We start from the raw sequence: 26640 nt of genomic DNA on the forward strand, positions 1-26640 counted from the left end.
GCGCCTGTGCCCCGCCAGAAAGGGCGGGAGGGCAGGAAAGAGGCGCATCCATTGGGCAAGTCCCTGACACTGGGATCCGAGGCGGAAACCGCCGCGCTGGCCACCCGGCTGGCGCCCGTGCTGCGTCGTGGCGACACGGTGCTGCTGTCCGGGCCCGTCGGTGCCGGCAAGACCGCGTTCGCGCGCGCGACGATCCGGGCCATGCAGGCGGCAGCCGGCCAGACGCCCGAGGAGGTGCCCTCGCCCAGCTACACGCTGGTGCAGGAATATGCGGTCGGCGACGTTCCGGTCTGGCACGCCGATCTCTACCGGCTGTCCGATCCGGACGAGGTGATCGAACTGGGGCTCGAGCAGGCCTTCGCCGAGGCGGTGGTGCTTGTGGAATGGCCTGACCTTCTGGGCCCGGCAACCCCCGAGCGGCACCTTTCGCTGGCGTTCGCGCCGCTGGCCGAGGGGCCCGACCTGCGGCGCCTGACCGTCACCGCGCACGGCCCCGGATGGGAGGCGGCGCTGGACGCCCTGCGGGCAGCATGAGCATGCGCGACGAAGCCATCGCCGACTTCCTGGCCGCCGGTCCGTTCAAGGGGGCGAGCCGCGCGCCGCTGGCGGGCGACGCCTCGAACCGCCGCTACGAGCGGATCAGCCATCCCCGCCTGGGCCGCGCGGTGCTGATGGACGCGCCCCCGGAAAAGGGAGAGGATGTGCGCCCCTTTCTCGACGTGACCGCGCGGCTGCGCGCCCTGGGACTATCCGCACCCGAGGTGCTGGACGCAGACGAGACGCGGGGCTTTCTTCTGCTCGAGGATCTGGGCGACGCTCTTTTTGCCCGCGTGCTCGCCCGCGCCGAGGCGGAAGAGACCGAACTCTATGCCGCCGCCATCGACCTGCTGGTGGCCCTGCATGCAAGCCACGAGGCGGCGGATGGGCTGGCGCCCTATGACCTTGCCACCTGCCGGCGCGAAGCCGCGCTGCTGACGGACTGGTATCTTCCGGCCGCGACCGGCCACACGGTCACGCCGGGGTTGACCGAGGACTATCTGGGGCGGCTGACCCGGGCGCTGTCGGACCTGCCACCGGCCCCGACCGTCTGCGTGCTGCGCGACTACCATGCCGAGAACCTGATCTGGCTGCCCGACCGCAAGGGCCATGCGCGGATCGGCCTGCTCGACTACCAGGATGCGCTGGCGGGGCATCCGGCCTATGACATCGTCTCGCTGCTCGAGGATGCGCGCCGCGACACTTCCGCGGACCTGCGGGCCGCCATGCTCAGCGGCTACGCGGCCGCCACCGGCATGGACCAGGCGGTCCTGGCCCAGGCGTATGCGGTTCATGGCGCGCAGCGGAACCTGAAGATCATGGGCATCTTTGCCCGGCTCTGGCTGCGCGACGGAAAGCCCGCCTATCTGGCGCTCATGCCGCGTGTCTGGGCGCATCTGGAACGTGACCTGTCGCATCCGTCCCTTGCCGCGCTGCGCGACTGGGTGGGCGCCCATGTGCCACCGCCCGAATCCGACCTGATCGCCCGTCTGCGCGGGGCGCGGCCATGACCCCGGACACGGTGATGATATTCGCCGCGGGGCGCGGCACCCGGATGCGGACGCTGACGCAGGACCGGCCGAAGCCGATGATCCCGGTGGCGGGAAGGCCGTTGATCGAGCACGCGCTCGACATGGCGGTGGCGGCCGGGCTGCGCCGGGCGGTCGTCAACACCCATTACCTGCCCGCCCCGCTTGAGGCGCATCTGTCCCGCGAAACCCGGCTTTCCATAACGCTCTCGCCCGAGACGGAGTTGCTGGAAACCGGCGGCGGGCTGAAACGGGCGGCGCCGCTTCTGGGCCTGGGTCCGGTGTTCACGATGAACGCCGATGTGGTATGGCAGGGGCCGGACCCCTTCGGCGCGCTCGTCTCGGGCGGGGTGCCCGGGCCGGGCGGCGCGCGGCTGCTGCTGGTGCCCCGGGCCAACGCGGTGGGGCATCCCGGCGCGGGGGATTTCGCGCTGGACCAATCTGGCCGCCCGGTTCGGCGCGGTGACGCGCCGGAAGCGCCTTTCGTCTATACCGGGCTGCAACTGATCGATCCTGCCGCGGCGCTGGCGGTGCCGGAGCCGGTGTTCTCGCTGAACCGGCTGTGGGATGCGATGCTGGCGCAGGGACGCCTGCGGGCGACGGTCTGGACCGGGCGCTGGTGTGATGTGGGCCAGCCCGGCTCGATCCCGCTTGCCGAGGCGATGCTGGCCGATGGCTGAGCGGCTTTTCCCCGCCGCCGACGGCCCCCGCGTCTTCGGCCTGCCGCCCGGCGTCGATTTCGGGGCCGAGCTTCTGGCGGGCCTGGATGCCCGTATCGCGGATTGGTCGCCCGAGGCCGTCGCGCGGATCGAGGTGGTGGTGAACACCGCCCGCGCCCGCCGACGGCTTCTGGCGCTGGCCGAGGATCGCGGCGTCTGGTTCCCGCCCCGGATCCGCGTGCTGTCGGACATGGTGCGCGACGACCCCGCCCTGCCGCCGCTGCTGCCGCCCATCCGGCGCCGGCTTGAACTGGCCCGGTTGGTCCGCGCCCTGCTGGCCGAGGTGCCCGAGGCAGGGGCCCGCGCCTCTGCCTATGCGATGGCGGACGGGCTGGCCACGATCCTGGCCGAGATGCAGATCGAGGGCGTCTCGTTCCAGCGTCTCGCCACGCTCGATGCGCCGGAGGATGCCGGTCACTGGCAGCGCAGCCTGCGCTTCCTGACCCTGATCCGCCCGGTGCTGGAGGCACCCGAGGGCGATGCCGCCGATCCGGACCGGCGGCTGGCGCTGGCGATGGCGCGGCGTGCCGCGGCCTGGATCGACGCGCCGCCCGTGCATCCGGTGATCGTGGCGGGCTCTACCGGTTCGCGCGGCGCGACGGCGCGTTTCATGGCTGCGGTGGCGGCGCTGCCGCAGGGCGCCGTGGTGCTGCCGGGTCTGGATGCGGAATTGCCTGCCGAAGTCTGGGCGGAACTGGCCGAGGGCGACGCCGCTGCCGACCACCCGCAGGCCGGGCTTGCGCGGTTCTCCGCGGGCCTTGGCATCGCGCCAGGTGCGGTCGAGAACTGGAGCGGGGGCGCCCCACCAAGCACGGCGCGCAACGCTCTCGTCTCGCTGGCGATGCGGCCTGCGCCGGTCACCGACCAGTGGCTGCGCGACGGGCCTGCGCTGGTGCCGTCGCTTGACGCGGCGACCGAGGGCCTGACCCTGATGGAGGCGCGCGACCCGCGCGAAGAGGCCGGGGCGATCGCGCTTGCGCTGCGCCGCGTGCTGGCGCAGGGGCAGCGCGCGGCGCTTGTCACCCCGGACCGTACGCTGGCGCGGCAGGTGCGCGCCATGCTCGACCGTTGGGGGATCGAACCCGATGACAGCGCAGGCCGGCCGCTGGACCTTACCCCGCCCGGCGGGTTCCTGCGGCTGAGCGCGGCCCTGCTGTCCGGACCCGTGGACCCGGTCACGCTGATCGCCCTACTCAAGCACCCGCTGACTGCCAGCACCGAAGGCGCGCGCGGGCGGCACATGCACTGCACCGGCTTTCTAGAACGGCGGTTCCGGTCCGACGGGGGGCCGGTGGCGCATCCGGGTCGGATCGCGGAATGGGCCGGGCATGCGGGCGCACCCCCGGGCTTCGCCGACTGGGCGGCATGGCTGGCCGCCTGCCACCCCGCGCCGCTGAAGGGCGCCCAGCCGCTGGGCGCGTTCCTGACGGCGCATCTGGCGCTGGCCGAGAAACTGGCCGCGGGGCCGGGGCAGATGGGCAGCGGTACGCTCTGGGAGGAAAGGCCGGGACAGGCGGCGCGGCTGCTGGCCGACCAGCTGACCGCCCATGCCGAGGCGGCCGGCGAGATGCCCGTCGCCGAATACCGCGCGCTTCTGCGGTCCGCCATGGCGGGGGTGGACGTGCCCGAACCCGCCTATCTGCCGGATCCCCGCGTGGCGATCTGGGGAACGCTCGAGGCGCGGACGCAAAGCGCCGACCTGATCATCCTGGGTGGCCTGAACGAAGGCACCTGGCCGCGTCTGCCGCGCCCGGATCCGTGGCTGTCGCGGACCATGCGCGCCGCGGCGGGCATGCCCCAGCCGGAACGGCAGATCGGCCTTTCGGCGCATGACTTCCAGCAGGCGATAGGCGGCCCGCAGGTGATCCTGTCGCGCGCGATCCGTGATGGCGAGGCGCCGACCGTGCCCGCCCGCTGGCTGTTGCGGCTGACGAACCTGATGACCGGGCTCGGGCCCGAGGGGGCGGCGGCGTTGCAGGCAATGCGCAGGCGGGGCGATGACCTGCTTGCCGTCGCCAGGCGGCTGGACGACGGCGATCCGTCGATCCGCGCGCGCAGGCCGGCGCCCGTGGTGCCCGCTTCGATGTTCCCGGCGCAGCTTCCCGTCACCACGATCGAACGGCTGGTGCGCGATCCCTATGCCGTCTATGCGCGCCACATCCTGCGGCTGCGCAAGCTGGACCCGCTGGCGCGGGTGCCCGACCACATGGAACGCGGCATCCGCATCCATGCCGTGCTGGAGAAATTCGTCACCCGCACCGCGCAGGGCCTGCCCGCCGATGCCGAAGCGCTGTTCCGCCAGACCGTCGAGGAGGTGCTGGAGGCGACCGTGCCCTGGCCCGCCGCCCGCCGCATCTGGATCGCGCGGTTGCAGGCGCTGGCGGCCTGGTTCGTTCAGACCGAAGCCGACCGCCGCAGGATCGCCCTGCCCCACAGCATGGAGGCGCAGGGCAGCCTGACCCTCGACGGGGTGCCGTGTGACTTCACGCTGACCGCGCGGGCCGACCGGATCGACACGGATGGCGCGGGGGCCGTCGCCATCTATGACTACAAGGGCGGCCTGCCCGGCAAGGAAGAGGCGCGGCTGTTCCACAAGCAGCTGCCGCTTGAGGGGTGGATGGCGCTGAACGGCGGCTTTCCGGACGTGCAGGCCAGCCACGTCGCCGCGCTGACGCTGATCGGCACCTCCTCCGGGGGCAAGCTGCTGGAACTCGATTGCGATGCGGACAGCCTTGCGCAGACCTGGGACGGGTTGCGCCGCCTGATCGCCGCCTATCAGGCGGGCGGCCAGCCCTTCCGTGCGCGGGCGCGGATCAGGAAGCGCACCGACGCGGGCGATTACGACCAGCTTGCGCGGCTGGGCGAATGGCAGGACGGCGATCCGGTGGAACCGGAGGTGCTGGAATGACCCAGCCCCGCGATGCCGCCACCGAGGCGCAGGTCCGCGCCGCCCGTCCCGATGCGACCACCTGGGTTGCGGCCAATGCCGGGTCCGGCAAGACCCGCGTGCTGACCGACCGCGTGGCGCGGCTGCTGCTGCGCGGCACCGATCCCCAGCGCATCCTGTGCCTGACCTTCACCAAGGCCGCCGCCGGAGAGATGCAGAACCGCCTGTTCCGCCGGCTGGGCGAATGGGCGATGCTGGAGGATGGCGCGCTGCGCACGGAGCTTGGCAAGCTCGACGAGGGGGCGCAGGCGATATCCGCCGCGCATCTGGCGCGCGCCCGCACCCTGTTCGCCCGCGCGCTCGAAACGCCCGGCGGGCTGAAGATCCAGACCATCCATTCCTTCTGCGAGGCGCTCTTGCGCCGCTTCCCGCTGGAGGCGGGCGTCTCGCCGCAATTCGAGGTGCTGGAGGAACGGCAGGGCGCGCAGTTGCGCGCGGGCATCCTCGAACGGCTGGCCGACGATCCGGCCAGCGGTTTCGCCGACCTGGCCCCGCATGTGCTGGCCGCCGACGTAGAGCCGGACGGGCTGCTGACCGATATCCTGTCCTTGCGCGACCGCTTCGGCCTCGATCCCGATGGGGCCGAACTGGGCCGTGTCTTCGGGTTGGACCGGCCCGCGCCAGACCCGTTGGCGGTGCTGGACGCAGCGACGCTCGCCACGTTGATCTCCGTGCTCGACGAAAAGGGCGGCAAGGTGGAAAAGACCTGCTGCCTGGCACTGATTGCGCAGCGCGATGGGCTGCCGGGCGCCATCGAGCAGATGCAGGCGGCGTTCCTGACCGCGACCGGGGCGCCGCGCAAGCTGAAGGCCACGAAGGCCGTGGAGGCGGCCCTGCCGCAGACGGGCGATCTGCTTGCCGCCCTCGCCGAGGGGCTGCTTGCGCATCTCGATCACGGCAAGGCGGTGGCTGCCCATGCCAAGGCGCGGGCGCTGATCCGCTTCGGGCGGGTTTTCCTTGATGCCTACGAGGCCGCAAAGCTTGAGCTTGGCGTGCTGGAATTCGATGACCTGATCCGGGGCGCCGACGCGCTGCTGTCGCGGGCCGAGGCGGCGGAATGGGTCAAGTACAAGCTCGACGGCGGGATCGACCATGTGCTGGTGGACGAGGCGCAGGACACCAGCCCCGAGCAATGGCGGGTGATCGACGCGCTGGTGGCCGAGTTCTTCGCCGGGCTGTCGGCCAGGAACGAGGCGCGCACCCTGTTCGTCGTCGGCGACGAGAAGCAGTCGATCTATTCCTTCCAGGGGGCCGATCCCCGCGCCTTCGGCGCACAGGCGACGCGTTACCGCGGCCAGCTTGCGGACGTGGCGCAGGCGCTCGAGGAATGCGACCTGCTGCACAGTTTCCGCTCTGCCCCGCCGGTGCTGGCGCTGGTGGACAAGGTGTTCGAAAGCCGCAGCCAGGCCGAGGGTGGCGGCGGCACGCGGCACATCCCGTTCCACGGCGACATGCCGGGCCGGGTGGAACTCTGGCCCTTCGTGACCCGCGACGATGCCCCGGACGACGCCGAGTGGTGGCAGCCCATCGACCGGCCGCTGCCGTCCGATCCGCCGCAGGTGCTGGCGGCCCGGATCGCCGCGCGGCTGCGCGACATGCTGGACCGCGGCGCGATGCTGCCGCTGAAGGGCGGGGCCGCGCGCCCGGTCTCGGCCGGCGACGTGCTGATCCTGGTGCGCAGTCGTGGCACGCTGTTCCATGCGATCCTGAAGGCGCTGAAGGACGCCCGGATCCCCGTGGCGGGCGCCGATCGGCTGAAGGTGATGGCACATCTGGCGGTGCGGGACCTGTTGTCGCTGCTCAAGGCGGTGGCGACCGAGGGCGACGACCTGTCGCTGGCCGAGGCGCTGCGCTCGCCACTGATGGGCGTGTCCGAGGCCGGGCTCTACCGGCTTGCGAAGGACCGCCGCGGAACGCTGGCCGAGGCGCTGGAACAGGCGGGCGAGGATCATCCGCTTGCCGTCGCGGTCTGGCGGGATCTGCGCCGGCAGGCCGATTTCCTGCGCCCCTACGAGATGCTCGAGCGGGTCCTGATCCGTCACGGCGCCGCCGCCCGCATCCGTGCCCGGATGGGCGCCGAGGGAGAGGAGGCGGTGGCGGCCTTCCTTCAGCTGGCGCTGGATTACGAGCGGGTCGAGCCGCCCAGCCTGACCGGCTTCATCGACTGGCTGTCCTCGGCCGATCCCGAGATCAAGCGCCAGCTCGATCCGGCCTCGGGCGAGGTGCGGGTCATGACCATTCACGGCGCCAAGGGGCTCGAGGCGCCCATCGTCATCCTGCCCGACACCGCGCCGCCGCGTGGCAACCGGGGCCGGTCGATGCTGCGGCCGCTTGGGGCAAGGGCCGTGGCGCTGGCCGGCACCGCCGCCGACCGGCCGCGCGCGCTGGCGCAGGTCGAGGAACAGGCGGCGGCCCTTGCGCAGGAGGAACGCTGGCGTCTGCTTTACGTTGCCCTGACCCGCGCCGAAAGCTGGCTGATCGTGGCCGGTGCGGGCGACAAGGAGGGCGATCCGGAAACCAGCTGGTACGCCGCGATCCGCGATGCCATGGCGGCGCTGGGCCCGGTGGAAGCGGCGGACGGTGTGCAGGTACTGTCGAGCGACTGGCCCGAACTTCCGGCGCAGCGGCCGCGCGACGCGGCCCCGGCAGCGCGGCAGCCCTTGCCGGACTGGGTGCTGGAAAGGCCCGAAGCCCCGCCAGCCCCCGAACTGGCGCTTGCGCCATCGCGCGAGGGTGCGGCGGCCAAGGATGCCGCGGTGCGGGCTGCGTCCGAGGCGACGCAGGAGGCGGCGATGCTGCGCGGCACGCGGCTGCACCTGCTGCTGGAACACCTGCCGGGGCGGGATCCGGCCACGCGCGACGCCCTGGCACGGCGACTGCTCTGCGAGGGGGACGAGCCTGCGACCCCCGAAGAGGCGGCGGCGCTTCTGGCAGAGGCGGCGGCGCTGGTGGACGATCCCGCGCTGGCCTGGATCTTTGCGGATCACGGGCTGGGCGAGGTCGCGCTGGCAGGGCGGGTCGATGCGTTGGGCGGGCGTATCGTGCGCGGCCAGATCGACCGGCTGCTGCCTGGGGCAGAGGAGGTCTGGGCCATCGACTTCAAGTCCGACGCCTTCGTGCCCACGACTGCGGATGAAATCCCCGAGGCCTATGCCGTGCAGATGGCGCTTTACCGGGCGGCGCTGGGCCAGATCTATCCGGGCAGGCCCGTGCGCATCGCGCTGCTCTGGACCCGTGCGCGCCGCCTGATCGAGGTGCCTCTGGCCCGGATGGATGCGGCACTGGCAACGCTCGGGGGGCATTGACCCGCCTCTCCGCGCTACTTACGTTGTGGCCAACGCGAATGATCGCCGCAAGATATGGAGGCCAGCAATGGCAACAGTGAAAGTGACCGACGGCACCTTCGAGGCCGAGGTCGTGAATTCCGACATCCCCGTCGTGGTGGATTTCTGGGCCGAATGGTGCGGCCCCTGCAAGCAGATCGGCCCGGCGCTGGAAGAGCTGTCCGTGCTCTACGAGGGCAAGGTCAAGATCGCCAAGGTGAACGTGGACGAGAACCCCGGCGCGCCGAGCCAGCTGGGCGTGCGCGGCATTCCGGCGCTGTTCCTGTTCAAGGATGGCAAGGTCGTGTCGAACAAGGTCGGCGCCGCGCCCAAGGCGGCCCTGCAAAGCTGGATCGACGGCGCTGTCTGATCCGCGCCGTCAGTGCTGGAACACACGAACCCCGGCGGTCCTTCGCCGGGGTTTTTCGTTTATGGACGCCTCAGCCGTTCTCGCGCAGGACGCCGCCCGCAAGGTAGAGCGAGCCACAGATCAGGATGCGCGCATCCGGGGCGCTTGCGGTGATGGCGCGGATCGCGCTAGCCACGTCCTCGGCCCGTACGACCTCGGAAAATCCTGCGCGCGCGGCGGCCGCGGCCGTGGCGGCGGCGGGCAGGGTGGCGGTCTCGCCCGGGATGCTGACGGCATGCAGGCTTTGCGCCACGCCGGCCAGCGGCCGGAGATAGCCCTCGACATCCTTGGTGGAAAGCATGCCACAGATCAGGTGCAGCGGGCGCGGGGACAGCCGCGTCACCGCCTCGGCCAGGGCGATCCCGGCGGCCGGGTTGTGCCCGCCATCGAGCCACAGTTCCGCCCGCCCCGCCAGGTCCACCAGCGGCCCGCGCCGCAGATGCTGCAACCGCGCGGGCCAGACCGCATCGGTCAGCGCCCGCTCGGGATTGCCGCGGCCAAGCAGCTTCAGCGCGGTGATCGCCGTGCCCGCATTGACCACCTGGTGCGCCCCGATCAGCCGCGGCAGCGGCAGGTCGATCAGCCCGTCCCCGTCCTGATAAGCGGCGCGGCCATGTTCTTCCCAGATCTGCCAGTCGCGGTTGCCGACGCGCAGCGGCGTGCCCAGCCGGTCGGCGGTGGCAAGGATCACCTCCTCGGCCTCGGCCACCTGGGGGGCTATCGCCGCCGGCACGCCGGGGCGCAGGATGCCTGCCTTTTCGCCGGCGATGGCGGCGATGGTGTTGCCCAGGTATTGCTCGTGATCGCGCGAGACGGGCGTGATCACGCAGACATCCGGAGAAATGACGTTGGTCGCATCAAGCCGGCCGCCAAGGCCCACTTCGATCACGGCGAAATCCGCGGGAACGCGGGAATAGGCCAGAAAGGCCGCCGCGGTCGTGATCTCGAAATAGGTGATCGGCGCACCGCCATTCGCGGCCTCGCATTCGGCCAGCATCTCGGCCAGGAAATCCTCGCCGATGGTCTCGCTCGCGACGGTGATCCGCTCGTGAAACCGCGCCAGGTGCGGCGAGGTGTAGGCGTGGACCTTCAGCCCCTCCGCCTCCAGCCCGGCGCGGATCATGGCCTGGGTGGAACCCTTGCCGTTTGTCCCCGCGATCAGCACCGAGGGCGGCAGCTTGCGCTCCGGGTTGCCCAGCGCGGTGAGGATGCGTTCCATCCGGCCAAGGGACAGGTCGATCACCTTGGGATGCAGCGTCATCAGCCGCGACAGCAGGCTGTCGCTGGGCTCGAGCGTCACTTGGTCTTTTCCTTGTCCGCGGCCTTTGCCGGCTCCGGCTTCGGCGCAGGAAGTTCCGCCGCGGCAGGGGCGGGCAGGTCGCCATGCACCATCGGCGGCTGCTTCATCAGCATGTGCGTGATGCGGCCCAATTCGTAGCGCATGTCCTTGCGGCTTACCACGCGGTCGATCATGCCGTGCTCCAGCAGGTACTCGGACCGCTGGAACCCCTCGGGCAGGGTTTCGCGTATGGTCTGCTCGATCACCCGCGGCCCGGCAAAGCAGATCAGGGCGTTCGGTTCGGCGATCTGCACGTCGCCAAGCATCGCGTAGCTGGCGGTCACCCCGCCGGTGGTCGCGTTGGTCAGGACGACAACATAGGGCAGCCCCGCCTCCTTGAGCATCTGCACCGCCACTGTCGAGCGCGGCATCTGCATCAGCGACAGGATCCCCTCCTGCATGCGGGCGCCGCCGGCGGCCGAGAACAGGATGAGGGGGCATTTCAGCTTCACCGCGCGTTCGGCCGCGGCGATGATCGCGTTGCCGACATACATGCCCATCGAGCCGGACATGAAACGGAAGTCCTGCACCGCGATCACGGTCTTCATCCGACCCAGTTCGCCCTCGGCCACCAGCATGGCGTCATGGCCCTCGCTGTCCTTGCGGGCATCGCGCAGCCGGTCGGTGTATTTCTTCTTGTCGCGGAAATGCAGCGGATCGGCCAGCGGCTCGGGCACCGGGACGTCCACATAGATCCCGCCGTCGAACAGGTTCGCGAACCGCTGCCGCGGCGAGATGTACATGTGGTTGTTGCAGTTCGGGCAGACGTTCAGCGCGTCCGACAGTTCCCGGTGGAACAGCATCTGCCCGCACTCGTCGCATTTCGTCCACAGGTTCTCCGGCACCTCGCGGCGCGAGAAGAGAGAGTTTATCTTCGGGCGGACGTAGTTCGAGATCCAGTTCATGGCCGGCTGCCCCTTGCTGCTGGTCGGCGTCTGTTTACTGCCCTCTCACCGGGGTTGCAATCGCGCATCCCGGCGGCGGATCAGCAGCAGATAGACGCCGTAGGCCGCCAATATAAGCCCGATGTTCAGCAGGATCATCGGCCGCACCGTCGCGATGTCGCTCAGGTCGATCGGGTGCAGCCACAGGCTCAGCGCGCCGAAGGGCCCCGGCACCGCCACGATCAGCAGGCCGAGGCAGTTGTTGGCGAAGTGGATGCCCGTCGCCGCTGCGATCCCACCGGTGCGGGCGGTGACATGGCCCGCGATCACCCCGATCAGCATGGGGGCAAGCAGCACCAGCCAGCCATTCGCGCCAAAGGCGGCGGCGTTGGGCAGGTGCAGTGCGCCGAAGATCACCGCCGGCCCCCCGATCCAGATCAGCGGGCTGCGGAACCGCGCTGCAAGCTGGCTTTGCAGGTAGCCGCGGAACACGAGTTCCTCGGCGAAGACCTGGACAAAGGTCGCGACCAGCGCCGGGGCGAGCCAGAACAGCCAGACCCCGAGAGAGAGGTTGCGGTTGTAGTCCTGGAAGACATGCGAAATCCCGACCGCCCCGATCCCGAGGGCGAGAAAAAGCGCCGAGACGTGGAAGAACTCCCGCCAGGCGAAGCCGCCCTTGCGCGACAGGATCGGCCCGAGGCGGCTGCGATGCAGCAGCCGAAGCCCGAGCATGATCCCCAGGATGAAACCCGAGAAGGTCAGCAGGATCGCCACCAGCGACAGCGGGCTGCCCATGCCCGCTATCTGCGCAAGGGATTGGCCGAGGGGGGCGCCGGTCGCCAGGCTCGATGCCTGCGCGAAGATGTAGAAGATCGCCACCGTGGCGGCGGTCTGCCCCGCAACAACGAAAGCCCCCGTCAGCAGCCAGCGCCAGAGGGTGGCGCGGCCTGCCAGCGGGGCGGTCTGGTCGAGATAGGCTTGGATCGCGGGGCTCATGGCCCGACGCTTAGCAGCAAGCCCGTGGGACGGCACGAAAATTCGCCGTGAACCGGCCGCCGCTTGAGATTTGTTGCCGCCCCCCTTATGGCTGGCGCAGGTTCATTCTCGCAGGGGAGGCGCGGATCATGACCGCCAGCCGTTTCGACAAGTCCAGACTGCCCAGCCGCCATGTCACCGAGGGCCCCTCGCGCGCCCCGCAGCGGTCCTATTTCTACTCCATGGGGATCTCCGAGGAAGAGATCCATCAGCCCTGGGTGGGCGTGGCGACCTGCTGGAACGAGGCAGCCCCCTGCAACATCGCGCTGAACCGCCAGGCCCAGGCCGTCAAGATGGGCGTGAAGAAGGGCGGTGGCACGCCGCGCGAGTTCACCACCATCACCGTGACCGACGGCATCGCGATGGGGCACGAGGGGATGCGCTCGTCGCTGGCCTCGCGCGATGCGATCGCGGACACGGTCGAGCTGACCATGCGCGGGCACTGCTATGACGCGATCGTGGGCCTTGCGGGCTGCGACAAGTCGCTGCCGGGGATGATGATGGCGATGGTGCGGCTGAACGTGCCGTCGGTGTTCATCTATGGCGGCTCGATCCTGCCGGGCCGGCTGAACGGCAAGGATGTCGTGGTGCAGGACGTGTTCGAGGCGGTGGGCCAGTTCGCCGCCGGCAACATCACCGCGGCCGAGCTCGATATCCTCGAGCGTGTGGCCTGCCCCAGCGCCGGCGCCTGCGGCGGGCAGTACACCGCCAACACCATGGCCTGCGTGTCCGAGGCGATCGGTCTTGCGCTGATGAACTCGTCTGGCGCGCCCGCCCCCTACGAAAGCCGCGACCAGTATGGCGAGGCGTCGGGCGTGTCGGTGATGACGCTGATCGAGAAGAACATCCGCGCCCGCGACATCGTTACCCGCAAGAGCCTGGAAAACGCGGCGCGTGTCGTGGCCTGTACCGGCGGCTCGACCAATGCCGGCCTGCACCTGCCGGCCATCGCGCACGAGGCGGGGATCGACTTCGACCTGTTTGATGTCTGCGACATCTTCCGCGACACGCCCTATTTCGTGAACCTGCGCCCGGGCGGCGATTACGTCGCCAAGGATCTTTACGAGTCGGGCGGCGTGCCGGTCGTCCTGAAGGAGCTGCGCAAGGCAGGGCTGATCCACGAGGACTGCATCACCGCGTCGGGCCGGACCATGGGCGAGGAGCTGGACCTTATCACCCGCGAGGCTGACGGCCGCGTGATCTATCCGATCGAGACGCCGATCACCAAGACCGGCGGCGTGGTGGGCCTGAAGGGCAATCTTGCGCCCAACGGCGCCATCGTGAAGGTGGCGGGCATGGCGGCCGAGAACCAGGTCTTCACCGGTCCGGCGCGCGTCTTCGAATGCGAGGAAGACGCCTTCGAGGCGGTGCAGAACCGCGAGTACGAGGAAGGCGAGGTCATCGTGATCCGCAACGAGGGACCCGCCGGCGGCCCCGGCATGCGCGAGATGCTGGCCACCACCGCCGCCCTGTCCGGCCAGGGCATGGGCAAGAAGGTGGCGCTGATCACCGATGGCCGCTTCTCGGGCGCGACGCGGGGCTTCTGCGTCGGCCATGTCGGCCCCGAGGCTGCCCATTGCGGCCCCATCGCGCTGCTGAAGAACGGCGACATGATCACCATCGACGCGATCAAGGGCGAGCTGTCCGTGGCGCTGTCCGATGCGGAACTCGAGGCGCGCAAGGCCGACTGGAAAGGCCCGCGCGACACGATCTATGCTTCGGGGGCGCTGTGGAAATACGCCCAGCTCGTGGGCGAGACGCACCTGGGCGCTGTCACCCATCCGGGCGGCAAGGCCGACAAGCATGACTACTTCAAGCTGTAGGAAACTTACCGGGGCCGCGGTTTTCGCCGCGGCCCTGCTTTCGGGCTGCGCGGCCAGCGTTACGGGGCCCGACCGGGCCTCGCTGCGGGTCGAGGGCGCGCGCGTGACCGTGGTCGCGCCCGAGGGGCTCTGCATCGATCCCGAAAGCCCCGATGTGGCCCGCGCCGGGGGCTACCTGCTGATCGGCGAATGCAGCCTGTTCGACACCTCTGCCGAGGCGGGCCGCGCCCTGCCCGGCGTGATCACCGTCAGCATATCGTCCGGCGGGTTGCCCGGCGATCTGGACCAGCTTGAGGCGTTCCTGACCGGGCCCGGGCTTGCCGGGCTCAGCCGCACGGCGGATGCAGGCACGGTGCGGGTGCTGGACCGGCGGCGCACCGACAACGCGCTGTTCCTGAAGCTGGCCGACAGCAGCCCGGCGCGCGCAGGCGGGGCGGACGAGGATTACTGGCGGGTGTTCTTCCCGGCCGGACCGCGGCTGGTGACAGGCGCGCTGGTGCCGTTCTCGGATGCACGGATTTCCGATGGCACGGCGCTCAGCCTGCTCAGCGCGCTGGAGGTGAACACCGCCGCTGCGAACCCCAGACCGCCTGCCCCCGCCGCTGAACCGGCGGCGCCAGATGCCGGCTGACGGCGCCCACCCGCTTTACCCGCATCTCTTCACCCCGATCATGCTGGGGCCGCTGACCCTGCCCAACCGCGTGGTGATGGGGTCGATGCACACCAATCTGGAAGAAGGCGGCGACTGGGCGCGGCTGGCCGCCTTTTACGAGGAGCGCGCCCTTGGCGGTGTCGGGCTGATCGTGACGGGCGGGATCGCGCCCAACCCCGAGGGGGCGGTGTTTCCCGGTGCGGCGGGGCTTTTCACGCCGCACGACATCGCGCGCCATCGGCAGGTGACCGGCCGGGTGCACGACGCCGGCGGGCGCATCGCCATGCAGATCCTGCATGCGGGGCGCTATGCCTATGGCGCGGATTGCGTCGCGCCCTCGGCCATCCGCGCGCCGATCGCGCCGCACACGCCGCGGGCGCTGGATGCCGCGGGGATCGAGAAGCAGATCGCCGATTTCGCCACCACCGCCGCCCGGGCCCGCGAGGCGGGCTACGACGGGGTGGAGGTCATGGGCTCCGAGGGCTACCTGCTGAACCAGTTCCTTGCCCCCCGCACCAATCGCCGCGACGATGACTGGGGCGGCGACGCCCTGCGCCGGATGCGGTTCCCGCTGGCGGTGCTGGACCGGGTTCGGCGGGCGGTGGGTCCGGATTTCCTGGTCATCTTCCGCCTGTCGCTGGCGGATCTTGTCCCGGACGGATCGGACTGGGCGTCGGTCGTGGCACTGGCCCGGGCGGTGGGCGCGGGCGGCGCCGACGTGATCAATTCCGGCATCGGCTGGCACGAATCCCGCGTGCCGACCATCGCCACCTCCGTCCCGCGCCGCGCCTTTGCGGATCTCTCGGGGCGGCTAAGGGCCGAGACGGGGCTGAAGGTGATCGCCTCGAACCGCATCAACACGCCCGAGGTGGCCGAGGCGGTTCTGGCCGAGGGCTGCGCGGACCTCGTGTCGATGGCGCGGCCCTTCCTGGCCGACGCCGAGTTTGTCGCCAAGGCCAGGGACGGGCGCGCGGACGAGATCGCGCCTTGCATCGCCTGCAACCAGGCCTGCCTCGACCATACCTTCGCCTTGAGGCCCGCCTCCTGCCTGGTGAACCCCCGCGCCTGCCACGAGACAGAGCTGGTTTACACGCCGGCCGAACATCCCCTTTCGCTGGCGGTGGTGGGTGCCGGGCCCGCCGGGCTGTCGGCGGCGCTGACAGCGGCCGGGCGTGGCCATCGCGTGACCCTGTTCGAGGCGTCGGACCGGATCGGCGGGCAGCTTCAGCTTGCGCGCCTCGTGCCCGGCAAGGAAGAATTCGACGGGCTGATCGCCTGGTACGAGCGGCAGCTTGCGCTGTCCGGCGTGACGCTGCGCCTGGGCCACAGGGCCGATGCGGCGGCGCTGCATGGGTTCGACCGGGTGATCCTTGCCACCGGCGTGCGGCCGCGCGATCCGGGCATTCCGGTGGAGGATGGGGCGCAGGTCCTTCTCTACGCGCAGGCGCTGGCCGCCCCGGACCAGGTCGGCGCCCGTGTCGCCATCATCGGCGCGGGTGGGATCGGCTTCGACGTCGCGACACGCCTTGCCCATGCCGAGGGCACGCATCCGGCGCTGGACCTGCCGCGCTGGCGGGCGGAATGGGGCGTGGCCCCGCCTTGGCAGGCGGCGGCGGGCCTGATCCCCGCGGCGCCGCGGTCAGCGGCACGCCAGATCACCCTGATGAGCCGCAGCCCCGGCCGTCCCGGGCGAGGCCTTGGCCGGACCACCGGATGGATCCACCGTGCGGAACTTGCAGCCCGTGGCGTGCGGATGCTGGGCGGTGTCAGCTACGAGCGCATCACGCCCGAGGGTGTCTGGATCCGGCGCGATGAACGGTCGGAGCTGATCGCGGCCGATACCGTCGTCATCTGCGCAGGCCAGGAACCCGAGCGGGGTCTGGCGGATGCGGTGCAGGCCGATCTGATCGGTGGCGCGGACCGCGCGGAGGAGCTTGACGCCAAGCGCGCCATCGACCAGGCGGCGCGGCTGGCTGCCCGGCTCTGACCTGCGGCCTCAGTTGCGCGGGGCGCGCCAGCCTGCCGAAAGCGCCTCTGCCTCGTCGCAGAACCAGCGCTCTCCCCTGCCGGTGTCGATCCGGGTGCGGGAATAGTCCCGCGACCAGGGCGTGTGGTAGATGCGGTCGCCCCTGGAATTGATGTTGCCCTTGATCGGGCAATCGGTGTCGGGGGCCGCGGCATCAGCCACGGCCCATTTCTCGGCCCGGAACTCCCAGGGATAGACGAACTGACCGGACCACAGGCCCCGGCCTTCCTTCTCGGCCTCGATCTGGTCGGCGGCGTAGTCGTCGCCATAGCGGGTGAAGGCGAATCCGTAGCCGGCCCGCACCAGTTCCGCCGCGATGTCGCGGCCCTGCGCATGGCAGCGGGCAAGGATGCGCCCGTAATCGTCGCGCCCGTCGGCATCGCAGGTGACGGCCCCGTTGCCGACGATCTTTTCCAGCGCGGCCCGCGCCTCGGCCCCGCAGTTGAACGCGCGGCCCGTGCGCGACAGGCAGTCCTGCCCCATCTCGGGCGCGTCCATGTTCATCAGCCGGATCTTTTCGTCGCCCAGTTCCAGCGTGTCGCCGTCGATGATGCGTGGCTTGGCCGGCCCCATCGCAGAGAGCAGCAGGATCGCAACCACGGCCAGCGCCAGGCGACCCGGTCCCGGCATCCCAGCCCTCATCCGACTTCCACGCGCCGGCGGCGCAGCCGGGTTTCGTCGCGGATGCGGTCCATGATGCCGACCAGTTCCTGCGAGATGCCCGGCTCGGACAGCGCGTGACCCGCGTCGGGGATCATGGTCAGGCGCGAGCCGGGCCAGCTGTCATGCAGGCGCTGTGCAGTCACCGGCGGGCAGACCATGTCGTAGCGGCCCTGCACGATGTAGCCGGGAATGTGGCGGATGCGGTGCATGTCGCGGTGGATCTGGCCGTCGCTTTCCAGAAAGCCGCCATTGATGAAGTAATGGTTCTCCAGCCGCGCGAAGGCCCGCGCGTAGCTGGCCGAGGGCACGCCGCGCGCGCCGTTCGAGGACAGGACCGCCAGCGCGCTTTCCCACCCGGCCCAGGCGCGGGCAAAGCGGATCTGCTCGGACTCGTCGGGGCCGAACAGCCGTCTGTTATAGGCCGCGATCAGGTCGCCGCGTTCCTCCGCCGGGACCATGTGCGCGAAGGCGCGCCACTGGTCGGGCCAGAATGCGCCCGCCCCGCCGCCGTAGAACCAGTCAAGCTCGGACCGGGTCATGGTAAAGACGCCGCGCAGGACCAGCGCCTCGACCCGCTCGGGGTGGGCCTGGGCATAGATCAGCGCAAGCGTCGCCCCCCACGAGCCGCCGAACACCACCCATTTGTCGATGCCCAGCGCGGTGCGGATCCGCTCGATATCGGCGACCAGGTCCCAGGTGGTGTTGTTCTCGACGCTGGCATTGGGGCTGGACCGGCCGCAGCCGCGCTGGTCGAACAGCACCGCGCGGTAATGCGAGGGGTCGAAGAAGCGGCGCATCCCCGGCGAACAGCCGCCTCCCGGCCCGCCATGCAGAACGACGACCGGCTGCCCGTTGCGGATGCCGCATTCCTCGAGATAGATGCGATGGCCGCCCGGCATGTCCATGACCTGCGCGCGGTAGGGTTCCCGCGGCGGATACAGGTTGCGCCTTGGTGCCGCGTCTTCTGTGCTATGGGTTTCCGGCATGGTCCGACGTGCTAGAAAGAGTTGAACAAACAATCGCAGGTCGGGCCCATGAGTGCAACGCAAGAGACCACCGTCGACGACAGTGAAATCGCGAAGTTCGAGGCGATGGCCGCCGAATGGTGGGATCCTCACGGGAAGTTCAAGCCGCTTCACATGCTCAACCCGACGCGGCTCGACTACATCATCGACCAGATCTGCGCCGAGTTCGGGCGCGACCCCAAGGCGCGGGCGCCCTTTGCCGGGTTGCGGATTCTCGATATCGGCTGCGGCGGCGGACTTCTGTCCGAGCCGATGGCGCGGCTGGGCGCCGAGGTGGTGGGGGCGGACGCGGCCGCGCGCAACATCCCCGTCGCCCGCATCCACGCCGAGCAGTCGGGCCTGAACATCGACTACCGCCACACCACCGCCGAGGCGCTGGCCGAGGCGGGAGAGCGGTTCGATGTCGTCCTCAACATGGAGGTGGTCGAGCATGTGGCCGATCCGCTGGTCTATCTTGCCGCCTGCCAGCAGCTTCTGAAACCCGGCGGGCTGATGGTCTGCTCGACCCTCAACCGCAATCCGAAAAGCTACATGATGGCGATCATCGGGGCCGAGCATGTCATGCGCTGGCTGCCCAAGGGCACCCATGACTGGAAGAAGTTCATCACCCCGGACGAGCTGTTCGACCTGCTGCGCAAGGCCGGGCTCGACCCGGTGGACCGCAAGGGCTTCGTGTTCAACCCGGTTGCCTGGTCCTGGCGCATCTCGGATCGCGACCTGAGCGTGAACTACGTCACCGCCAGCATCAAGCCCGGCTCAGTCGGCGGCTGACAGCAGCGTCCGCAGCCTGCGCAGGAAGGGCAGGGCCGCGCGCACATTGGCCGGTCCCAGTTCCTGCATGGCCTTTTCCAGCAGGGGCGCCACGTTGGAAATCGCGTGATCGCGGGCGCGCAGCCCGGCCGGGCTGATCGCCACGAACTTGCGCCGCGCATCGTCCCAGTCCGGGCGGATATGGACGTAGCCTGCCCGCTCCATCTTGCCCAGCGTGTTGGTCATGGCGGCCTTGGTGACGTGAAAGACCCGCGCCAGCTGCGCCGGCGTGCGTTCTGCCTGGATACCGGCAAGATAGTTGAGCAGCGTGAAATGCGACAGCTCCATGCCGCGCGGCAAGGCCCGCGACAGGCGCGCGCGCATCAGCTGGTCCACCGTCGCTATCTCGGAAAACAGCCCGATGGCCAGCGGGTCGGTTTCCTTGCGGTCGTTCATTGCGCCCCGGGGCCCTCGTATTCGCGGTCGTGCCGCAGGCTGGGAACACGCTGCCGCGCCGCCGCGACCGCGTCGAGGTCCAGATCGACGCAGGCGAAACCCGCTTCGCGGCCCATATCCAGCAGGATCCTGCCCCAGGGATCGACCACCAGCGAATGGCCATGCGTCTGGCGCTGCCGGTCGCCCGGCCGGGCGGCATGGGTGCCGGTCTGGGCGGGCGCGATGACGAAGCAGCCGGTCTCGATCGCGCGGGCGCGCAGCAGCGGCTCCCAATGCGCCTCGCCGGTGGGGCGGGTAAAGGCCGAGGGGATCGAGATGATGCTGGCCCCCGCCTGCGCGAGCTGCCGGTAGAGCGCGGGAAAGCGCAGGTCGTAGCAGATCGTCATGCCCAGTCGCGCGTCGCCCAGCGGGGCCAGGGTGGCCCGGGTGCCGGGGCGGTAGCCGTCGGATTCGCGGTAGGATTCGCTGCCCAGGTCCACGTCGAACATGTGGATCTTGTCATAGCGCGCCGCGATCCGGCCCTCGGGGGTCAGCAGGATAGAGCGGTTGGCAAAGCGCGGCTCCTCGGTGCGCAGCGCGAGCGAGCCGATCAGGACATGGACGCCCAGTTCCGCCGCCAGTGCCGAAAGCGCGGCCAGCGTCGGGTCGTCGGCCTCCTGGCGCAGGACTTCCTCCTGCCGGGCGCGCGAAAGCGAGATGCAGTTCGTCACCTCCGGCGTCGCGATCAGCGTCGCGCCATCGGCCGCGGCCTGCCGGATCAGCCCTTCGGTCACGGAAAGGTTGGCGGCCGGATCGTCCGACGAGGTCAGCTGGATCAGGCCCGCGCGCATCCTGCGCTCAGCCGGCCAGAAGCGGGTCGAGCTTGCCGGCGCGATCCAGCGCCGCCATGTCGTCGAAGCCGCCAACATGGGTTTCGCCGACGAAGATCTGCGGCACGGTGCGGCGCCCATGCGCGCGCTGCATCATCGCGGCGCGCAGGTCGGGATCACGCGAGACATCGATTTCGGTGTAGCTGATGCCCTTCCGGGCCAGCAGGGATTTCGCCGCCGCGCAATAGCCGCAAAGCGGGGTGGTATAGATTTCGACGGGTTTCATCGACGGGCCGCTCGCCTCCGGTTGTGCAAGGGCATCTATATATGGGCAAAGCCCTCCCTTGCAACGCGGGCCACCACCAGCACGTCCACCCGGGCCGCGCCGGCCGCCCGTGCGGCGGCGGCGCAGGCCGCAAGGGTGGCGCCGGTGGTCATCACGTCGTCGATCAGCAGGACGCGGGCCCCGGGGATCAGGTCGGCCCGCGCGGGGTTCGGGGCCATGACGGCGGCCAGCCGCGCGAAACGCTCTTCCCGCGTGGCGCCCTTCAGCGGCAGCGTGGCGCGCTGGCGCAGCAGCAGGTCCGGCACGACCTGTCCGCGCGCGCCGAGTTCCGGGCGGCGCACCAGTTCCGCCGCCTGGTTGCAGCGCCTGCGCAGCAGCCTGGACCAGTGCAGCGGCACCGGGGCCACGACATCCGCCTCGGCCAGCAGGTCCGCCCCGGCCCGCGCCAGCCAGCGCGCCAGCACCGGTGCCAGGTCCAGCCGGTCGCGGTGTTTCAGGCGCAACAGGATTTCCCGCGCCGGTCCCTCGTACAGGACGGCAGCCCGGCCGTGATCCCAGCCGGGCGGGCGGGTGGTGCAATCCTCGCAGCGGGGGCGCTCTCCGGGTGCGGCGGTGGGCACGGGGGTGCCGCAACAGTCGCAGGCGGGTCCGGTGATGAAGCGCGTCGCCGCCCAGCAGTCCGGGCAGAGGCCATGCGCCGCGTCGGTCGGTTTCCGGCAGCCGGCGCATTCGGGCGGGAAGATCAGGTCCAGCAGTCGGGCGGCGGTGCCTGGCATGGGCTTTCCAATCGGGTTCCGGCTCTTTACATCCCCGGCCAGAGAGGAGCCCGAAATGCCCCCGACCGAGACGCCCCGCCTGACCGACAGAGCAGCACTTGCGCGCCAGCGCGACCGCGCGCGGCGTGAAGGCCCTGCCGATTTCCTTCAGCGTGCCGCGGCGGAGCAGGTCTCAGAAAGACTGGCCGAGGTTAACAGGCAGTTTCGCGATGTGGCCGTGATCGGGCCGATGGCGGAACTCTGGGCCGGGGTGCTTGCGGAAGCCGCCGGCATCGCCGCGCCGCGCTGCCTGCCGGATACCGAGGTGCTGGATCTTGCCCCCGCCAGTCTGGATCTCTGCATCCATGCGCTCTCGCTGCATTGGGCCGATGATCCGGTGGGCCAACTGGTGCAGATGCGCCGTGCGCTGCGTCCCGACGGGCTGATGATCGCGGCGCTGTTCGGCGGCCAGAGCCTGTCGGAGCTGCGCGCCGTCCTGGCCGAGTCGGAAGTGGAGACAAGCGGCGGGCTGAGCCCGCGCATAGCCCCGATGGCCGAGATCCGCGACCTGGGCGCGCTGCTGCAACGGGCGGGCTTTGCCTTGCCGGTCGCGGACAGTACCCGGCTGACCGTGACCTATGCCGATGCGCTGGCGCTGATGCGCGACCTGCGCGCGATGGGGGAAGGCAACGCGCTTGCCGCCCGGAACCGCCGCATGCCGCCGCGCAGCCTGTTCGCCCGCGCCGCGGCCCGCTATGCCGCAGCCTTTCCGGCCGACGATGACCCCTCCCGCATCCGGGCCACCGCAGAGATCGTGGTGCTTACCGGCTGGGCCCCTGACGACAGCCAGCAGAAGCCGCTGCGCCCCGGTTCGGCACGGGCGCGGCTGGCCGATGCGCTGGGCACGGTCGAGAAACCTGCCGGCGAGACGGCGCCTGCGACAGGGGGGCGCGGCAACCGGACCGATTGACGCCGCCGGGTGGCGTCTTATTTCGCGTCAAACCAATGGAAGGACGGGCAAGCATCATGTATGACGCTCAAATGTCGTCGGAAAAGAAAATCCTCGTTCATCCCGGAGAGGGCCGCCTGGCCCATGCCGGTTCGGATCACCCCGCAGTCGCGCGAGCAAAGATCGGCGTCATTCTTGCAAATCTGGGCACGCCGGACGCGACCGATTACTGGTCGATGCGGCGCTACCTGAACGAATTTCTCTCGGACCGCCGGGTGATCGACTATTCGCCGTGGCTGTGGCAACCGCTTCTTCAGGCGATCATCCTGACCAAGCGCCCCTTCTCCTCGGGCGAGGCCTATCGCGGGATCTGGAACACCGAGCAGGACGAAAGCCCGCTGCTGACGATCACCAAGAACCAGACCGCCAAGGTCGCGGCCGAGGTGCAGGCGCGGTTCGGCGAGGATGTGATCGTCGATTTCTGCATGCGATACGGCAACCCCTCGACGAAGTCGGTGATCGAGAAGATGAAGGACCAGGGCTGCGAGAAGATCGTCTTCTTCCCGCTCTATCCGCAGTATTCCGCGCCGACCACCGCGACCGCCTGCGACCAGGCCTTCCGGGTGCTGATGAAGATGAACTGGCAGCCCTCGATCCGGACGGTGCCGGCCTATTACGACCACCCCCTCTACATCGAGGCGCTGGCCCAGTCGGTGGAGCGGACCTATGCCGGGCTGGAACGGCGGCCGGATATCCTTGTCACGTCCTACCACGGGGTGCCCAAGCGCTACCTGATGGAGGGCGACCCCTATCACTGCCAGTGCCGCAAGACCTCGCGCCTGCTGGGCGAGCGGCTGGGCTGGGAAAAGGAGCAGATCCGCGTCACCTTCCAGTCGAAATTCGGTCCCGAGGAATGGCTTCAGCCCTATACCGTCGAGGAAGTCGCGCGGCTGGCCGAGGCGGGGATGAAGAACATCGCCATCATGGCGCCCGCCTTCTCGTCGGACTGCGTCGAGACGCTGGAAGAGATCAACGAGGAGATCAAGGAAAGCTTCGAGGAAGCCGGTGGCGAAAGCTTTACCTACATCCCCTGCCTGAACGACGACGATGCGCATGTCGCCATGATGATGGCGATCATCGAGCGCGAGACGGCGGGCTGGATCGGCCGCTGACGCGGCCGGTCTGCCAGTTCAGGCCGCCGAGGTCGCACCAGCCTGGAAGGCCACCACCTTGCGCGGCAAGGGCGATACCGGCATGCCGACATATTCCGCGTCACCCACCCGCACCACTTCCCGTCCGTCCGGCAGGCGTTTCACGAACTCGCCCTGAACCGAGATGTGGCTGGAAGTCACGATCGTCCTGTACATCGGCGCTCTCCCTTTGGGCGGATCTGCTCATCGATTGGGCAGATTGTTAACGCCTATGTGACGCAACGCACAAGCTGCGTTCGGCCGGTCCGCGACAATACCGCGCAGCTGTGGCCGCGCTGCCGCTACAGCCAGTCGCGCAGGATCGGGATCAGGGGAATGTCCGCCGGCGGCATCGGGTAGTCGCGCAGCGCGTTGGGGCGGACCCATTTCAGCACCTGCCCTTCCCTCGCCACCGGGGTGCCGTTCCACTTCCGGCAGGCGAAAAGCGGCATGAGCAGGTGGAAATCCTCGTAGCCATGCGAGGCGAAGGTCAGCGGCGCCAGGCAGCTTTGCCAGGTGTCGATGCCCAGTTCCTCGTGCAGTTCGCGGATCAGCGCCGACTCTGGCGTCTCTCCCGGCTCGACCTTGCCGCCGGGGAACTCCCAAAGCCCCCCCATAGGCTTGTGCTCCGGGCGCTGCGCCAGCAGCACCCGGCCGTCAGGGTCGATCAGCGCGACGGCAGAGACGAGGACCGTCTTCAAGAACGGTAATCCGCGTTGATCGAGATGTAGCCATGCGTCAGGTCGCAGGTCCAGACCGTGGCCTTGCCCTCGCCCAGGCCGAGACCCACCCGGATCACCAGCTCGGCCCGCTTCATGTAGGCCGCGCCATCCGCCTCGCGGTAGCCCGGCGCGACCCAGCCATCGGTCGCCACCAGGATATCGCCGAAATGGATCGTGATGCGGTCGCGGTCCGCGGGCTCGCCCGCCTTGCCGATCGCCATGACGATGCGGCCCCAGTTGGGATCCTCGCCGGCGATGGCGGTCTTGATCAGCGGCGAGTTGGCGATGGACATGCCGATCCGCTTGGCCGAGGCGTCGGAAACCGCGCCCTCGACCTGCACCTCGACGAATTTCGTGGCCCCCTCGCCGTCGCGCACCAGCTGCTGCGCCAGGTCCAGAAGCACCTCGTGCAGCGCCGCGCGGAAGGCCGTCGCATCCGCGCTGTCCGCCCGGTCGATCGCGGGCGCGCCCGCGCGGCCCGTCGCCGCCAGCAGCAGGCTGTCCGAGGTCGATGTGTCGCTGTCCACCGTGATCGCGTTGAAGGTCACGTCGGTCAGCTCGCGCAGCATCTGCTGCAACACGGGTTGCGCCACCGTCGCGTCGGTGAAGACATACGCCAGCATCGTGGCCATGTCCGGCGCGATCATGCCCGAGCCCTTGGCGATGCCGGCGATCTGCACGGTGGTGCCGCCGATCCCGACGCTGCGCGCGCAGCCCTTGGGGAAGGTGTCGGTCGTCATGATCGCCTGCGCGGCGTCCCCGATGCCATCCCCGGACAGATGCGCCACCAGCTCGTCCAGCTTCGCGGTAATGCGCTCGGCCGGCAGCGGCTCTCCGATCACGCCGGTCGAGGACAGGAAGACGTGCCGCTCGGGGATGCCCAGCGCGGCCGCAGCCGCGGTGGCGGTGCGCTGCGCCGCTTCCATCCCGTTGCGCCCGGTAAAGGCGTTGGCGTTGCCAGAGTTCACGACGATGGCATAGCCCGCCTCGCCCTGCGGCCCGGCGGCAAGGTTCTCTTCGCACCACAGGACCGGGGCCGAGCGGGTGGCCGATCGTGTGAACACCCCGGCGATGGTGCTGCCGGCCGCGATCTCGGCCAGCATCACGTCGCGCCGGCCCTTGTAGCGGACCCCCGCCTCGACGGCGGCGAAGCGCACGCCCGCGATCGCGGGCATCTGCGGAAAGCCGCCCGCGGGCGCGAGCGGCGAGACCGGCAGCGACTTGGCCATCTGGCTTACTCCGGCAGGATGCTGTCGTCGCGCACGACCGAGGGGTCGATGCCCTCGATCAGCAGTTCGGGCGATGCGGTTTCGCGCAGCGCCGCGATGCGGTCGGTGATGGCCTGCTGCTGGACCTGCTGCGCAAGCTGCGGGCGCACTTCCTCCAGCGTCGGGGGCGGCACCTCGCGGGTTTCGTTCAGGCGCACGACATGCCAGCCGAACTGGGTCTCGACCGGCTCGGAGATGGTCTCCGGCTCCAGCGCGGTGACCGCGGCCTCGAATTCGGGCACCATCATGCCGGTGCCGAACCAGCCCAGGCTGCCCCCGCGGCCCTGCGCCGACGGATCGGTGGAGCGTTCCTCGGCCAGCGTGGTGAAATCGGCGCCGCCCTCGATCTCGGCGATGATCGCGCGCGCCTCTTCCTCGGTCGCCACCAGGATGTGCGAGGCGTTGTATTCCGTGGTGGGCTGCGCGTCGCCATAGGCCGCGTCATAGGCGGCCTGAACATCGGCGTCCTCGACCTCCTGGGCCAGCAGCGCCTGCAGCACGGCCGATGCGTTCAGCGCACGACGCTCGTTCTCGAGCGACAGGCGCACCGCGTCGGGCACGTCCAGCCCGTCCAGTTCCTGCGCCAGCAGGTGCTGGTCGATCAGCTGGTCGATGATGCCCTGGAACAGGATGTCGTCGGGCAGCTGGCCCACCTGTGCGGGCAGGTCGCGGCGTACGACCAGCACATGACCCATGGTGAACTCGACATCGCCCACGCGCGCGACGACCGTGTCCGCGGTGACGGTGGGGGCGGCTTCGGTGGCGGCTTCCGGCGCCGCCGCGTCCTGCGCGGCAAGCGGTGCCGCCAGCCCGAGTGCCAGCGCGGTCATCAGGGCGGTGCGGGAGACAAGGGGTCTGCTCATGAACTCTCTCTTCTGTCTGAGCCGCATCTGGCGGCGCGGATGGGCCCCGGGCGGGCGGCGTTGACAGGCCAGTACGCGCCGCTTACATGGCTTTCGACCCCTATCGGGGCGCGCGTCCGACCGTTCCGTTCCATGTATCCCCTGGGCACTGGACGAGCAAGGCCGCTCGCCGCGCCCGCCAC

25 protein-coding genes are annotated in these 26640 nt (G+C 70.0%); 12 read left to right on the forward strand and 13 right to left on the reverse strand.

Annotated features, from left to right (window positions below):
* Nucleotides 1-51 precede the first annotated feature (51 nt).
* The 6 genes from tsaE to trxA all read left to right on the forward strand — a co-directional run bounded on the left by tsaE (nt 52) and on the right by trxA (nt 8924).
* Entirely contained in the window at nt 52-534 is a 483-nt protein-coding gene (gene tsaE / locus HMH01_RS02055) for a tRNA (adenosine(37)-N6)-threonylcarbamoyltransferase complex ATPase subunit type 1 TsaE (protein WP_171321989.1), read from the forward strand.
* Complete coding sequence (locus HMH01_RS02060; RefSeq protein ID WP_171321991.1) at nt 531-1547, forward strand: aminoglycoside phosphotransferase family protein; 1017 nt, start codon at nt 531-533, stop codon at nt 1545-1547. The genes tsaE and HMH01_RS02060 overlap by 4 nt, the downstream gene beginning before the upstream one ends.
* Nucleotides 1544-2245 (forward strand): nucleotidyltransferase family protein, encoded by a 702-nt coding sequence (locus HMH01_RS02065; RefSeq protein WP_171321993.1) that lies wholly within the window; start codon nt 1544-1546, stop codon nt 2243-2245. Before HMH01_RS02060 ends, HMH01_RS02065 begins: the two co-directional genes overlap by 4 nt.
* Nucleotides 2238-5192, forward strand: a complete 2955-nt coding sequence (gene addB / locus HMH01_RS02070) for a double-strand break repair protein AddB (protein ID WP_171321995.1) — start codon at nt 2238-2240, stop codon at nt 5190-5192. The genes HMH01_RS02065 and addB overlap by 8 nt, the downstream gene beginning before the upstream one ends.
* A complete protein-coding gene (addA, locus tag HMH01_RS02075) occupies nt 5189-8536 on the forward strand; it encodes a double-strand break repair helicase AddA (RefSeq protein WP_171321997.1) in 3348 nt (1115 codons plus the stop codon). The genes addB and addA overlap by 4 nt, the downstream gene beginning before the upstream one ends.
* Before the next feature lie 67 nt (nt 8537-8603).
* The gene (gene trxA, locus HMH01_RS02080; RefSeq protein WP_171321999.1) at nt 8604-8924 is read left to right on the forward strand and encodes a thioredoxin; all 321 of its coding nucleotides are present in this window, start codon (nt 8604-8606) and stop codon (nt 8922-8924) included.
* A 70-nt stretch (nt 8925-8994) separates the two neighbouring features.
* Here trxA and HMH01_RS02085 read toward each other — a convergent pair whose 3' ends face one another.
* The 3 genes from HMH01_RS02085 to HMH01_RS02095 are packed head-to-tail and all read right to left on the reverse strand — an operon-like array spanning nt 8995 to nt 12182.
* Entirely contained in the window at nt 8995-10263 is a 1269-nt protein-coding gene (locus tag HMH01_RS02085; protein ID WP_171322001.1) for a glutamate ligase domain-containing protein, read from the reverse strand.
* Complete coding sequence (accD, locus tag HMH01_RS02090; protein WP_171322003.1) at nt 10260-11207, reverse strand: acetyl-CoA carboxylase, carboxyltransferase subunit beta; 948 nt, start codon at nt 11205-11207, stop codon at nt 10260-10262. The genes HMH01_RS02085 and accD overlap by 4 nt, the downstream gene beginning before the upstream one ends.
* 45 nt (nt 11208-11252) lie before the next feature.
* Nucleotides 11253-12182 carry a CPBP family intramembrane glutamic endopeptidase gene (locus tag HMH01_RS02095; protein ID WP_171322004.1) on the reverse strand — a complete coding sequence of 310 codons (930 nt, stop codon included), beginning with the start codon at nt 12180-12182 and terminating at the stop codon, nt 11253-11255.
* A 128-nt stretch (nt 12183-12310) separates the two neighbouring features.
* Here HMH01_RS02095 and ilvD point away from each other — a divergent pair, with 128 nt between their 5' ends.
* The 3 genes from ilvD to HMH01_RS02110 are packed head-to-tail and all read left to right on the forward strand — an operon-like array spanning nt 12311 to nt 16683.
* Nucleotides 12311-14044 carry a dihydroxy-acid dehydratase gene (ilvD, locus tag HMH01_RS02100; protein WP_171322006.1) on the forward strand — a complete coding sequence of 578 codons (1734 nt, stop codon included), beginning with the start codon at nt 12311-12313 and terminating at the stop codon, nt 14042-14044.
* Nucleotides 14025-14675, forward strand: coding sequence for a hypothetical protein (locus HMH01_RS02105; protein WP_171322008.1), 651 nt, complete (start codon nt 14025-14027; stop codon nt 14673-14675). Before ilvD ends, HMH01_RS02105 begins: the two co-directional genes overlap by 20 nt.
* Nucleotides 14665-16683, forward strand: a complete 2019-nt coding sequence (locus tag HMH01_RS02110; protein ID WP_171322010.1) for an FAD-dependent oxidoreductase — start codon at nt 14665-14667, stop codon at nt 16681-16683. The genes HMH01_RS02105 and HMH01_RS02110 overlap by 11 nt, the downstream gene beginning before the upstream one ends.
* A gap of 9 nt (nt 16684-16692) precedes the next feature.
* On the opposite strand, the gene HMH01_RS02115 is transcribed toward HMH01_RS02110, so the two are convergent.
* Both HMH01_RS02115 and pip read right to left on the reverse strand, forming a co-directional pair.
* Entirely contained in the window at nt 16693-17352 is a 660-nt protein-coding gene (locus HMH01_RS02115) for a thermonuclease family protein (RefSeq protein WP_171322012.1), read from the reverse strand.
* An 8-nt stretch (nt 17353-17360) separates the two neighbouring features.
* Complete coding sequence (pip, locus tag HMH01_RS02120; RefSeq protein WP_171322013.1) at nt 17361-18371, reverse strand: prolyl aminopeptidase; 1011 nt, start codon at nt 18369-18371, stop codon at nt 17361-17363.
* A 48-nt stretch (nt 18372-18419) separates the two neighbouring features.
* Here pip and ubiG point away from each other — a divergent pair, with 48 nt between their 5' ends.
* On the forward strand, nt 18420-19181 hold the full coding sequence (gene ubiG / locus HMH01_RS02125) for a bifunctional 2-polyprenyl-6-hydroxyphenol methylase/3-demethylubiquinol 3-O-methyltransferase UbiG (RefSeq protein ID WP_171322015.1): 762 nt from the start codon (nt 18420-18422) through the stop codon (nt 19179-19181).
* On the opposite strand, the gene HMH01_RS02130 is transcribed toward ubiG, so the two are convergent.
* From HMH01_RS02130 to HMH01_RS02145, 4 genes are read right to left on the reverse strand one after another with little or no spacing between them, the layout of a single operon-like run.
* Complete coding sequence (locus tag HMH01_RS02130; RefSeq protein WP_171322017.1) at nt 19167-19616, reverse strand: MarR family winged helix-turn-helix transcriptional regulator; 450 nt, start codon at nt 19614-19616, stop codon at nt 19167-19169. The two genes, ubiG and HMH01_RS02130, sit on opposite strands and share 15 nt — an antisense overlap.
* Nucleotides 19613-20446: a carbon-nitrogen hydrolase family protein gene (locus HMH01_RS02135; protein WP_171322018.1), complete on the reverse strand. Its 834-nt coding sequence runs from the start codon at nt 20444-20446 to the stop codon at nt 19613-19615. Before HMH01_RS02135 ends, HMH01_RS02130 begins: the two co-directional genes overlap by 4 nt.
* Before the next feature lie 7 nt (nt 20447-20453).
* On the reverse strand, nt 20454-20711 hold the full coding sequence (grxC, locus tag HMH01_RS02140; protein WP_171322020.1) for a glutaredoxin 3: 258 nt from the start codon (nt 20709-20711) through the stop codon (nt 20454-20456).
* 35 nt (nt 20712-20746) lie between these two features.
* Nucleotides 20747-21487 carry a ComF family protein gene (locus HMH01_RS02145; RefSeq protein ID WP_171322022.1) on the reverse strand — a complete coding sequence of 247 codons (741 nt, stop codon included), beginning with the start codon at nt 21485-21487 and terminating at the stop codon, nt 20747-20749.
* Nucleotides 21488-21542: 55 nt separating this feature from the next.
* Here HMH01_RS02145 and HMH01_RS02150 point away from each other — a divergent pair, with 55 nt between their 5' ends.
* Nucleotides 21543-22436 carry a methyltransferase domain-containing protein gene (locus tag HMH01_RS02150; RefSeq protein ID WP_171322024.1) on the forward strand — a complete coding sequence of 298 codons (894 nt, stop codon included), beginning with the start codon at nt 21543-21545 and terminating at the stop codon, nt 22434-22436.
* Between the two features lie 71 nt (nt 22437-22507).
* Complete coding sequence (gene hemH, locus HMH01_RS02155) at nt 22508-23587, forward strand: ferrochelatase (RefSeq protein ID WP_171322026.1); 1080 nt, start codon at nt 22508-22510, stop codon at nt 23585-23587.
* Nucleotides 23588-23605: 18 nt separating this feature from the next.
* Here the strand turns inward: hemH and HMH01_RS02160 are convergent, their stop codons facing one another.
* The 4 genes from HMH01_RS02160 to HMH01_RS02175 all read right to left on the reverse strand — a co-directional run bounded on the left by HMH01_RS02160 (nt 23606) and on the right by HMH01_RS02175 (nt 26458).
* Nucleotides 23606-23782: a hypothetical protein gene (locus tag HMH01_RS02160; protein ID WP_171322028.1), complete on the reverse strand. Its 177-nt coding sequence runs from the start codon at nt 23780-23782 to the stop codon at nt 23606-23608.
* Between the two features lie 125 nt (nt 23783-23907).
* Nucleotides 23908-24306, reverse strand: coding sequence for a (deoxy)nucleoside triphosphate pyrophosphohydrolase (locus HMH01_RS02165; RefSeq protein WP_171322029.1), 399 nt, complete (start codon nt 24304-24306; stop codon nt 23908-23910).
* On the reverse strand, nt 24303-25556 hold the full coding sequence (argJ, locus tag HMH01_RS02170; RefSeq protein WP_171322031.1) for a bifunctional glutamate N-acetyltransferase/amino-acid acetyltransferase ArgJ: 1254 nt from the start codon (nt 25554-25556) through the stop codon (nt 24303-24305). The genes HMH01_RS02165 and argJ overlap by 4 nt, the downstream gene beginning before the upstream one ends.
* Before the next feature lie 5 nt (nt 25557-25561).
* On the reverse strand, nt 25562-26458 hold the full coding sequence (locus HMH01_RS02175; RefSeq protein WP_171322033.1) for a peptidylprolyl isomerase: 897 nt from the start codon (nt 26456-26458) through the stop codon (nt 25562-25564).
* Nucleotides 26459-26640 lie beyond the last annotated feature (182 nt).

Origin of the sequence: Halovulum dunhuangense (assembly GCF_013093415.1) — a bacterium.
Classification (GTDB): domain Bacteria; phylum Pseudomonadota; class Alphaproteobacteria; order Rhodobacterales; family Rhodobacteraceae; genus Halovulum; species Halovulum dunhuangense.

Bases quoted from the DNA above. Each gene is read 5' to 3' on its own strand.
- HMH01_RS02175 (WP_171322033.1), bottom strand. From the start codon at position 26,458: ATGAGCAGACCCCTTGTCTCCCGCACCGCCCTGATGACCGCGCTGGCA.
- HMH01_RS02135 (WP_171322018.1), bottom strand. From the start codon at position 20,446: ATGCGCGCGGGCCTGATCCAGCTGACCTCGTCGGACGATCCGGCCGCC.
- HMH01_RS02150 (WP_171322024.1), top strand. From the start codon at position 21,543: ATGCCCCCGACCGAGACGCCCCGCCTGACCGACAGAGCAGCACTTGCG.
- HMH01_RS02105 (WP_171322008.1), top strand. From the start codon at position 14,025: ATGACTACTTCAAGCTGTAGGAAACTTACCGGGGCCGCGGTTTTCGCC.
- HMH01_RS02060 (WP_171321991.1), top strand. From the start codon at position 531: ATGAGCATGCGCGACGAAGCCATCGCCGACTTCCTGGCCGCCGGTCCG.
- ubiG (WP_171322015.1), top strand. From the start codon at position 18,420: ATGAGTGCAACGCAAGAGACCACCGTCGACGACAGTGAAATCGCGAAG.
- addA (WP_171321997.1), top strand. From the start codon at position 5,189: ATGACCCAGCCCCGCGATGCCGCCACCGAGGCGCAGGTCCGCGCCGCC.
- hemH (WP_171322026.1), top strand. From the start codon at position 22,508: ATGTCGTCGGAAAAGAAAATCCTCGTTCATCCCGGAGAGGGCCGCCTG.
- HMH01_RS02145 (WP_171322022.1), bottom strand. From the start codon at position 21,487: ATGCCAGGCACCGCCGCCCGACTGCTGGACCTGATCTTCCCGCCCGAA.
- pip (WP_171322013.1), bottom strand. From the start codon at position 18,371: ATGCCGGAAACCCATAGCACAGAAGACGCGGCACCAAGGCGCAACCTG.
- argJ (WP_171322031.1), bottom strand. From the start codon at position 25,556: ATGGCCAAGTCGCTGCCGGTCTCGCCGCTCGCGCCCGCGGGCGGCTTT.
- HMH01_RS02095 (WP_171322004.1), bottom strand. From the start codon at position 12,182: ATGAGCCCCGCGATCCAAGCCTATCTCGACCAGACCGCCCCGCTGGCA.
- HMH01_RS02160 (WP_171322028.1), bottom strand. From the start codon at position 23,782: ATGTACAGGACGATCGTGACTTCCAGCCACATCTCGGTTCAGGGCGAG.
- grxC (WP_171322020.1), bottom strand. From the start codon at position 20,711: ATGAAACCCGTCGAAATCTATACCACCCCGCTTTGCGGCTATTGCGCG.
- HMH01_RS02115 (WP_171322012.1), bottom strand. From the start codon at position 17,352: ATGCCGGGACCGGGTCGCCTGGCGCTGGCCGTGGTTGCGATCCTGCTG.
- ilvD (WP_171322006.1), top strand. From the start codon at position 12,311: ATGACCGCCAGCCGTTTCGACAAGTCCAGACTGCCCAGCCGCCATGTC.
- addB (WP_171321995.1), top strand. From the start codon at position 2,238: ATGGCTGAGCGGCTTTTCCCCGCCGCCGACGGCCCCCGCGTCTTCGGC.
- trxA (WP_171321999.1), top strand. From the start codon at position 8,604: ATGGCAACAGTGAAAGTGACCGACGGCACCTTCGAGGCCGAGGTCGTG.
- HMH01_RS02130 (WP_171322017.1), bottom strand. From the start codon at position 19,616: ATGAACGACCGCAAGGAAACCGACCCGCTGGCCATCGGGCTGTTTTCC.
- HMH01_RS02065 (WP_171321993.1), top strand. From the start codon at position 1,544: ATGACCCCGGACACGGTGATGATATTCGCCGCGGGGCGCGGCACCCGG.
- HMH01_RS02110 (WP_171322010.1), top strand. From the start codon at position 14,665: ATGCCGGCTGACGGCGCCCACCCGCTTTACCCGCATCTCTTCACCCCG.
- accD (WP_171322003.1), bottom strand. From the start codon at position 11,207: ATGAACTGGATCTCGAACTACGTCCGCCCGAAGATAAACTCTCTCTTC.